Origin of the sequence: Chitinophaga sp. RAB17 (genome assembly GCF_052114225.1) — a bacterium.
Lineage (GTDB): Bacteria > Bacteroidota > Bacteroidia > Chitinophagales > Chitinophagaceae > Chitinophaga.
Map to the genome: position 1 here is coordinate 1 of NZ_JBFREI010000061.1, position 413 is coordinate 413.

Below are 413 nucleotides of genomic sequence, written 5' to 3' on the forward strand. Positions count from 1 at the left end.
CATCTGTGGCAGGTGTTACGAGAACGGTGTAAGTGATATTATCTGTTGTCTGGAATGCACTTAGGGTAGCGTTGGTGGCGGTAATGTCACCTAATGTAAATCCAGTCACCGCTTCGCTAAACGTGATGGTCGCTGTGAATGGTGCTATCACCGGCGAAGTAGCAGTAGTGGAAATGACCACACCCGGATTAGTGGTATTTACGAGTACGCCCGTAGTATTAGCCACATTATTGAGCGTGAGTACGGCATCCTTGCCGGCTGTGTTGCGAATAGTGCCGGTAAGTGCTGTACCGAGTGTAATACCATTCATATCCATATCGCCCTGCTGTACCGTGTAGCTGTACAGTAAAGCATTGGTGCCGCTGCCGCTCACAAGTGTAGCGGATCTTGTAGTGGCGCCTATKATTACATCC

General features: G+C 49.5%; 1 protein-coding gene. It reads right to left on the minus strand.

Translation table 11 applies throughout. The features are described from left to right. Positions 1-413, minus strand: a 413-nt coding sequence (locus tag AB4Z08_RS35850) for an Ig-like domain-containing protein (RefSeq protein WP_441578580.1), incomplete at both ends; no start/stop codon positions are given.